This window comes from Lacticaseibacillus baoqingensis, assembly GCF_003946165.1.
Classification (GTDB): domain Bacteria; phylum Bacillota; class Bacilli; order Lactobacillales; family Lactobacillaceae; genus Lacticaseibacillus; species Lacticaseibacillus baoqingensis.
In genome coordinates this window covers 19,441-29,037 of the sequence record NZ_RHOI01000034.1, presented here as the reverse complement: position 1 = coordinate 29,037, position 9,597 = coordinate 19,441, and the positions used below count along the sequence as shown (strand labels likewise).

Annotated in this window: 4 protein-coding genes; 2 read left to right on the top strand and 2 right to left on the bottom strand. The window is 52.0% G+C overall.

Annotation, left to right across the window (positions count from 1 at the left end; genetic code table 11):
• Positions 1–413 precede the first annotated feature (413 nt).
• Complete coding sequence (gene fba / locus EKM91_RS11680; protein WP_125754101.1) at positions 414–1,295, top strand: class II fructose-1,6-bisphosphate aldolase; 882 nt, start codon at positions 414–416, stop codon at positions 1,293–1,295.
• A gap of 276 nt (positions 1,296–1,571) precedes the next feature.
• Here the strand turns inward: fba and EKM91_RS11675 are convergent, their stop codons facing one another.
• Positions 1,572–2,783, bottom strand: coding sequence for an RNA-guided endonuclease InsQ/TnpB family protein (locus tag EKM91_RS11675; protein WP_125754100.1), 1,212 nt, complete (start codon positions 2,781–2,783; stop codon positions 1,572–1,574).
• A 133-nt stretch (positions 2,784–2,916) separates the two neighbouring features.
• Between EKM91_RS11675 and EKM91_RS11670 the strand changes: the two genes are divergently transcribed.
• The gene (locus EKM91_RS11670) at positions 2,917–3,924 is read left to right on the top strand and encodes a WxLIP family cell surface protein (protein ID WP_125754099.1); all 1,008 of its coding nucleotides are present in this window, start codon (positions 2,917–2,919) and stop codon (positions 3,922–3,924) included.
• 55 nt (positions 3,925–3,979) lie between these two features.
• Here EKM91_RS11670 and EKM91_RS11665 read toward each other — a convergent pair whose 3' ends face one another.
• Entirely contained in the window at positions 3,980–9,430 is a 5,451-nt protein-coding gene (locus EKM91_RS11665) for a SpaA isopeptide-forming pilin-related protein (RefSeq protein WP_125754098.1), read from the bottom strand.
• Between the last annotated feature and the right edge of the window lie 167 nt (positions 9,431–9,597).

The window sequence follows — 9,597 nt, the reverse complement described above, 5'->3', positions numbered from 1 at the left end:
GGGGTAGTATACGCTCAACTACCCAAAAATATTTCTAGAACCTCACCTCATTCACTTGACTGTTCACCACAAGACTCTATGCCACCATGATACCGCTTAGCCTTTGCCTTGGCGAGTTGCAAGCTGAGCAGTGCTGGCTGTTGGGTCGTATCGCCACCATACCACGCCAGCTAAGCCGAGGGAGACCAATATTTAGATTGGTCTCCCAGATCGCGAGGTAACTGGTTTCCGGTTACACGCGCTGATCACCCTTTTTTCATACAAAAAGGTCTAAGAAAGCGTCATCATTGCTGATGCAACAATCGTTATCAAATTGCGGACTGGAGGTAAAAACTCCTACGCACATTCTGAAAATCTATGTTAGAATGAAAGGGTAAAAAAATTTAGTTTTCATTCTTTAGGAGGAACTATACATGCCATTAGTACACGGCACTGAATTGTTTCAAGCTGCTCGTAAGGGTCACTACGCTATCGGTGCGTTCAACACCAACAACCTTGAATGGACCCGCGCGATCCTCAAGGGCGCTCAAGAACTCGGCGTTCCTGTTTTGATCCAAACTTCCATGGGCGCTGCGAAGTACATGGGCGGCTATGAACTTTGCAAGCAACTGATCGAAGCAACGGTTAAGTCCATGGACATCACCGTTCCAGTTGTAATTCACCTTGACCATGGTGATTTCGAAGCTGCTAAGGAAGCTATTGCTGCCGGCTATAACTCCGTAATGTTCGATGGCCATGACTTGCCTTTCGACGAAAACGTTGCTAAGACCAAGGAAATCGTTGCCTTGGCTCACAGCAAGGGCATTTCCGTTGAAGCTGAAGTTGGTTCTATTGGCGGCGAAGAAGACGGCGTTGTCGGCGAAGGCGAATTAGCCTCTGTTGAAGAAGCTAAGACCTTAGCTGCAACCGGTATCGACTTCTTAGCTGCTGGGATCGGCAACATCCACGGCCAATATCCTGCTAACTGGAAGGGCCTGCACTTCGACCGCTTGCAAGAAATCGCTGACGCTGTTGACTTGCCATTAGTACTTCATGGCGGCTCTGGCATCCCTCAAGATCAAGTCGAAAAGGCGATCTCCATGGGTATCTCCAAGCTGAACATCAACACCGAATGCCAACTTGCCTTTGCTAAAGCTACTCGTGAATATATCGAAGCTGGCAAGGACAAGCAAGGTAAGGGTTACGATCCTCGTAAGCTCCTTGCCCCTGGCACCCAAGCCATCACCGATACCTTCAAGGAAATCTGTGGCTGGATGGGCACCAAGCAAGTTAAATTGGTTCCTGTCGAACTATAATTTAACGGCTCATCAAAACACCGATCATCTGTTGATGATCGGTGTTTTTTTGTCGCCATGCCCCTGCTGGATGGTGTTTTTTTGTCCCGCAAAAGCTGTTAAACTTAGGGTAACTTGGGAAAAGATCCGGAGGAAAAGTGTCTCGTCAACCACCACCGAAAAAATTCGGTGGCTTGCAGCTCGCGTGTCATTGACACAGTGGTCAAACGCCTTTCAGGCTCCCACCTACTGCGACTGCATCATCGGGCAGCTGACTTTGCCCGTCAGTTATCAGGTTTACCCGATAACTTCTTTAGTAAAACGTGGTTGGTTGTTACCAGCCACGTACTGCTGACCCAGAGTCACTAAGTTCATCGCTGCAATTCGATCATCATTACTTTGGTAACCACACACTGTGCAGCGATACTCATGACGCTGGCGATCACGCTGAGTCTCATCGATTCGGCCACATTGCGCACACCGTTGGCTGGTATACTGAGCCGAAACGGCAACGACTTCGTAACCTGCTAAAACGGCTTTGTAGCGAAGAAATTGTTCTAACTCAAAGAAGGCCCACGAATGGAGTTCTCGGCGTGCTTGCGCTTGGCTTCTGGATTGTTGACGCACTCCTGTGAGGTCTTCGACGACAAATAACGTTTTAGGTGATGCATTTGCGACGAGTGTCTTTGACAAGCAATGATTGACATCACTCATCCAGCGGTTCTCTCGTCCTGACAGCCGGCCTAGGCGCCGTTTAGCAGATTTCGTGTGCTTACGCTGCAGTTGCTGGCGAAGGCGATTATATTTGGCCCGCTTGTTGGTAATTGCCTTGCCAGAAACAAAGCTGGTGTGCCCAGCAGTATCATGGCTGACCAGTACAAAACGTAATCCTCGATCAATGCCGACAATGTTTTCAAGCTGTGTTCGATCGACAGCAGGCAGTTCCTTGGTGGCTGCGATATGCAAGAAATAATGGCCTCCAGTGTGCACTACAGTGGCTGTACCAAGTTTCCAGTCAGGTGCCAAGTACTGCTCAAATCCTTGCACATGCGGGGTGACGCGGATGCGTTTGGCCAACGTGTTAAGCGAAAGGCGACCGTCTTGCAACCACGACCAATCCCGGTTGCGTACCAGCTTGAGTTGCGGCTGACGATACTGTAATGGCTGTCGCAACCAAGTGAGGTCTCGTGGACATCGCGTCCATGCGCCTGTATAGCGATCCTGGAAGGTATATGGTTCATCCTTCATCTGAGTCTGGACGGTCTTGTAATTGCCAACAACGAGCCTGATCGCAGACTGTGCCATCTGAGCTTTTAACCCAGACTCTGTGCGCAATTGTCGATACAGTGCCTCATGCAGAGCATATTGATCAAGCACAAATTCGTGGTCGAAGACATACTGCGACACCAGTTGGCAGCCCAATGCAAACTGGCGCATCGTTTCTTGTAACAACAACGCATCCTCTGCAGTAAGTGTGATGCGCATCTTTAGGGTGACGGCTTGTTTCATGGCTATCCCTCCACAGAAATTATAGCAAACACACGTTCCCGTGTAAAGACGTCAAACCAACAAAGGAGAAGCAGGTACAGGACAGCATTCCTCACCTGATTAAAATCAGGGGTTTCCTGCTAAAACACTATCAATGAAGAAGTTCATCTTTGCCTTACTCGCCTGTTGCGCCTGGTGGCTGGGTGGTGCTCAACCGGTACTGGCCGCATCACCTAATTTTACGGTTAAAACTGAGCTGCCAAGCAATCAGCTTGATCCTAATGTGCACTATTTTGACTTATTGGTGCAACCTGGCAGCACCCAAGACCTCACTCTATTGCTCCAAAACACCGACACCGGCAGCCATCGGTTTCGCATCAGTCCCAATCGTGCCACCACCAGCGCCGCCGGCCAAATCGACTATAGCCAGCATGCCGCCTCTTCCCCAACGGGTTTGGCCGTTGATATCGAGACGCTATTGAGCAAGCCTAAAACGGTGACGGTGGCCCCGCGCAGTACCAAACGCGTGCATGTGCAGCTGCAAGCGCCAAAAACGGCTTGGTCAGGGATCTTGCTAGGCGGCATCCGCATCGAAAAACTTGACCACACGACAGGGGAAACGCAAGCCGGTGTGGGCATCACCAATCAAGTCAGTGTGACGGTTGCGGTACAGTTGCAAGCGACTAAAACTTTACCTGCGCTAACCCCGCAGCTTCAATTCCATGGCGTGAAAACTAAACTGACCACCGCTGGCGCCTTGGTTTTTGCGAAGTTGGAAAATCCGCTGCCCGCGATCATGCACGATGTCACCGTCACAGCCGCGATCACCCAAGCCGGCCATTCAAAAGCCCGCCTGAAAACGACTCAGTCGGCGTTGAACTTAGCCCCTAACAGTACGTTTGCCTTAGCGTTGAACACGACCGCTAAGGCCTTACCCGCAGGCAAGTACCACTTGGACCTGACGGCGACCAATGGTCAACAGCATTGGACATTCGGTCATGACTTCACCATCCAAAAAGCGCCGCTTGAAGCGGCCAAACAAGCCAATCAGCCCGCCGTCACCAAACACCAGTCACTGCCTGCGTGGTTCGTGGCACTCTTGCTGGCGATCTTGGCGGCATTGATCGGCGCCATCATCATGGTGCGGCGCCGGCAGCCTTGACCAGCACAAAAGCCCGTCCAACCAAAAAGTTGGACGGGCTTTTGTTTGCTCAAGATCACGGCCCTTCGACTAAGTTCCAGGTCATCTTGGCATGATAATCCATATGCGGTTTGCCTTCGTTAGCGGGAATCAACAAGTTGACATCGTTAACGTTCCAATTCACTTTATACACCCCTGCTGCGCTGTTGGCGGCGGTATCCATGATGCGCGCCGCAACCCCCATCGTCAGCTGCAGATTATTCGGAGTCAAGCCTGATTGCGCGGCACCATCTTTAGTATTAGCGGCATTTTGCATCGATAAGGACGCATCACTGATCGTATCGCTTTGGTCAGCTGAAACCAGGTTTCCCATGGTTAAATCAAGGTGCCAGCCATCAGCATACGTCCCTTTTTGCGTGACTTGGGCGCACACTTTGTGCCCGGTAGTATCCGCATCATCTTCAGTCGTGACCGTATTGGACTCTCCTTGCGGCAGCTGATCCGTCGGCCATTGTGCCAGCTGATCACTGGCTGCCGTATCCGGTAATACCGGTAATTTCTGTTGGGTATCGCTGACCGTGGCTTGGCCAAAATTCAAGTTATCCGGCACGCTATCCAAAGTCAGGCCATGTTCTTTCAGGCGATACGTGATCTGGCTGCCCCCAAAGGAGAAGAAATCCGTTTGGACTGAACCATCATCTGAAAGCCACTGCCAAGAAAACGCGTCCGCATCCCCTAAGCTGTCCACCAACCCACCGACATTCGGAATATCTTGGAAGGTGGGATTGGTCGATGGGAAAAACGGAATGTGCGAATAGCCGCGGGCACTGTTATAGCCGATCTCGGTTGACCCGGTGGCTACGGAATACCCCTCTGGCGCTTTAAGCTGCGTGATGATCACCCGCAGGTCTTTACCGATCGGCACTTGATTAGGCTTGTTCAATAAAGTGTCCGGATCTTGAAGCAGCAAGGTGCCATTATCTGGGATGGTGATCGTGGCCGTACCTAAGTCGGTGCTGCCATCCAAATACTGCAGCGTAAACACGGCTCCACCGATCGGCGTCGAGTTGCCAGCGGTATCTTTGGCTAACGTTTCCACACTGAAGGTATCATGTGCGATCGAGATCCCTAAATCACCCGTTGGAATATTGGCATCCTTGGAATGATCAGTCACCGCCCCATCATAGCCTTTTTGGGCATCAGTCGTGTCAGTGTAAACTACAAACTTGCCACTGCCGGCGACGTAATTGATCTTGATCAAGCGATCCATTGGCGGCGTGAAGCCCACCGCACTCGTGTCCACATGCAATTTCATGACCACATCCCCGCTTGGCGGGGTGGTGAGGCCTGTTGCGGCTAATAGTTGCGGTTGCGTCAGCGTGATCTCGCCATTTTGGTCTGTCGTCCACGTGGTCGTTTTAGGGGTGCTCAAGCTCGTGGTCGTCAAGGTCACAGCAACGTTTCCAACTGGGGCAGTTTTGGGTTTGTCCGCAGCTTGGCCACCCAGCCGTGAGCTGACATGGATCTTGACGATGTTTGGGGCATCCACATACTGCACCTCACTAGCACCCGTCACGCTCAGCGGATCACTGGTTGCAGCCGGTTTGCTGCTGAAAGTCGCACCGACGCCGGTCACCCCAGTGCCGACGGTATAGAAGATAAAACTGCTGGCCCCATACTTCTTGTAACCATTCGGGGCGGTATCTTCCATAACCCGGTAGATCTTTTTCGTGCCTGGAGTCGCTGGACCTGGTAAGGCCACTTTGATTTGGCCATTTTGGTCGGTAGTGGCTTTATAGGCGTTGAGATTATCGCTGCCGGTCAATGCCCCGCCGCTGGTGTTCACTTCTTGTAAGACCATCTTGGCGCCTGGCAGTTTGATGCTGGTGTCAGTGGCGTCGGCTTTGGTCAAGGTCAAAGTCGGCTGCGGCACATCGGCGATATTGATGATGCCTTTGTTATCGGTGCCTTTTTCAAGGCTGGCCACTTGATCACTTGAAGTCAGCGTTTGTTTTTGCGCCTCGGCGACTGTCTTACCGACAGTCATGACGCCGGCTTTTTCACTCCAAGACAGATAATAAGGCTGGGCTTTGGCATAGCCTGCCGGCGCCGTGGTTTCATCGACTTTAAAGATGCGGATCAATTGACCGTCAGGCGTCGGGGTCACTTTGAACTGCTGCAAGCCATTATTATCGGTAGCCGCCGCAGTCGGTTTGAACACGGCGCCATTGGTCAGATTGCCTGAGCCCATGTCAGTTAAGGTGAAGCTGGCACCGGCGAGGGCTTTGGCGGTGTCGCCGAAAAGCGACTTTTTGACCGTCACAGTTTGCCCCGCATCTGCGGTGGCTTTTTGATCGCCAAAGTTGACCGTACCATCGGCATCGATTTTCACGACATTGTCCGGCGTATGATCAGCCGTTGACACCTCCGCTTTGTTGCTGACTCCGACCACGCCTTTATCCGCTGATACAGTCACGTAATAAGGCGTTGGGTTTTTGACATACCCAGTCGGGGCGGCGCTTTCGATCAGCTTGATCACATGTAATTCGGCAGTACTTGATGCAGTCGTGAAATCAGCCGTCATGCCGTTGATGCCCAGGGGCATGACTTTACCGGTGCCGGTATCCGACACGGTGCCGTCAGCATTAACGGTCTCTTCAGTCAAGGTAAAGGATGGATTACCCGCATTGTTGCCGCCGACCAGCGGGATGTAGCGATCGTCGAGGGCCGTCTTTTTGACCTTAAAACCAGCCGTTGCCGCCGTGCGCTTATTCCCAAAGGTGATCTGATTGTTCTTGACTTGCAAAACGCCATCTGCTGAGCGATCGCTGCCTTTGGTATCCCCGTATTCGCCGACAGTATAGTTGCCTGCCGCGTCGATAAAGATCTTATAACTGTTAGCAGTACCAGCATAATGAGCCGGCATCACACTAGGATCTTCGGCAATCACGATCGTGCGGGTGCTGGTCGTCGCCGGTCCGAGCTTAAACGTCACATCCCCATTGGCATCTGACTGGCCGTCGCCTAAGAGCGTACTGCTGTCGGCGGTGACTTCCTTAGCGATGAACGTCACGCCGGCCAAGCCTTTGGTGCGATCGGTAAAATCAGTTTTTTTCAGGGTCAAAGTGCCCCCATTATCCTGATTTTGCGTCCCGCTGCCACCGGCGATCTTAGTGTCAGCAAAAACCAGCGTACCATTGACCACTTGCAGCGGCCCGGCTTTAGTCGCGTTCAAATTGTCAGCAGCAGTGCCGACCCCGGTGACCCCGGTTTGGTCATTGTAGGCAAAATAGTAGCGCGTCTTATCCAGCGTATAGCCCGTTGGCGCGGTTTGTTCTTGGATAAAATAGAACCCATTTAAGCTCAGACTCGCCAAGGCAAAACTAGTGGTGCCAGTTGCATCCGTCGCGGTGGTGAGCTTAGCAGTATCTTCAGTGGCGTTGCCATTCCAGATCTTGAAGGTCGCATTAGCCAACGGCGTTGAGCTGGCAGCATCGACTTTTTTGATCTTAACGCCAGCTTGCTGCCCTGCTTTGGCTTGAACGGTCAAAATGATCGTTTGCCCATCAGCAGAAACCGCGGCATTTTTGGCGTTGGTCAAAGACAGCTTGTCATCACTGCTTAAGCTGGTCGTGAAACTGCCATCGTAGGTATATGGCGCATTGGCGGCAAAGCTGATGCTTTGGAAAACCGGTGCTTGCGCCGGATAGTAAAAGGGATCCGTCTTGCTATCTTGATACCCTGTTGGCACCATTTCGCCGGTACCATCACTGCCTGTTGTGGCTTCCATGCTCCCCATTTTAACCGTGGCATTCGGCACTTTGACCCCAGCGGCGGTTTGCACGGTCACTTGCTTGACATGGTACAAGTTGGCGGCAATGACTTTGGGCGTCTTGGTATTGTCGACTTTGAACTGGTCCGGCTTGGCTTTGGCCGTGCTTGGCGCTGCGGCCAGTTGAAGATTGCCGCTAGAATCTAACGTGAAGCTTGGCGCATAATCTGGCAAGTAATAATCATGGCCCGTACTGCCCGCTGCGATCCGCGCATAGTTGGCATTATAAGGCTTCAGTGAATAGGTGGTTCCTGGCTTAAACTGGGTACTGCTGCCAGTCGTCGTCCCATCGGTATTGGTGGTCATAAACGGTAAAATCACCGCCGCCCCGGCTGCGGTGAACGCGCCGCTGCCCCAAGTTGTCGGATCATAAGGCGACGCATTCATGACTGCCTTGCGGATCATGGTCTGCTTGGCAAAATCAGCGGCTGAAGCACGATCCGCCATGATCGCCAGCTGCCCGTTAGTTTGCATCTCATAAAGCGGGAAGCCGGCGACCCAGCCATTGCTGCGATCATGGGCTTCGAATTGATAGCCGCTGGTGGCGATGCCGTTATCATTGATCCGGATCCGCAAAGGCGTCCCCATTGGGGTGGCCCCTAAGGAACTGGCACTCGCCATCAACACTGGGGTGATGGTGGCATACCCGTCGCCAGAATTGTCGGGTAAGATCGTATCTTTAACGGCTTTGAAGGCAACCGCCGCAGTGACGATCCCGCTTTCTTCGTTATTCCAAGCAAAGTTAAAGGTATTGGTCGTCCCAAATTGGAAGATCTGGAAAGATTTGCCAGTCGTTTTTGACGTATCGGCAGGATTGTCAGGATTAGGCGTGTATTCGCGGTAGTTATAAATCGTAGTGGTGCCATCGGTACTTTGCTTAGGCCCATCCAAGAAATAGTGGTTGGCTTTGAGCAGCGCGGTGGTGGCTTCTGGGTCAAACTTCAAGTAAGTGCCTAATGCGCCGATGGAAAACTTCAACCCGACTTCCTTGCCATGCGTGCCAGAAGGGTAATCAGCAAGATTGGCTTGCAGTTTGAGATCAACGGTATCACCAATGTTATAAACATCGCCTTGATGATCTAACAAGCTGGCTTTGGTCCCAGAGGTGATGTCAGAAGTCATTTCACTGCCGGCAGTCGTCGTGGTATCAGTAGTTGTGCTGCCAGTGCCGCTGGTATCTGGCGGTGTTTGCGTCGTCGCATCAGCCGCCGATTTGATGGTGATCGCACGGCTGGGATCGGTGACGCCTTCTTGCAATGGCGTTACCGTGATCCCAGAAGCGCCTAAGTCATCGCTGGTCACGGTGAAGTATAACGTCACCGGCCAAGCACTGGTGTCGCCTTCGCTATTGGCGGTGATGCGATATTCATCTCCGACGACATCAAGCTTCCAGTTGCTCATTTTGCCATCAATATTGGATTTAGAGGCATTATAAGACAAGCCGCTGGTGCTGCTGAGTTTGAAGCCGAGATAATTGATCGTGGTCGGCTTGCTGGCACCTGCAGGGGTCCCCACGGTAATCGCCACGGTGTCGGCTTTTTTCACGCTGGTTTTATCGACGCTGACCGTCACGTTAGCATCGGCGTTAAGGCGCACTGACGCCACCCCGGCCATTTGTGCAAAAACCGTGACCAGCGTCGCAAAAATGTAAAACCAACGGCTCAGCCGCTTTTTGGTTGATTGTGGTTCGCCCATATCTTCCCCATCCCTTCATCGCCTGACAGGAGACATCTTCAGGTTTCATGTTAACAGAAAATCGATAATATATTTTTCAATATCGTTAAGAATCATTTGTCGAATTTAAATCCGCCGCGTCGCCGGTGTTTTTACAGACTCGCTAACGGTGAGATTTATTCCTAAAA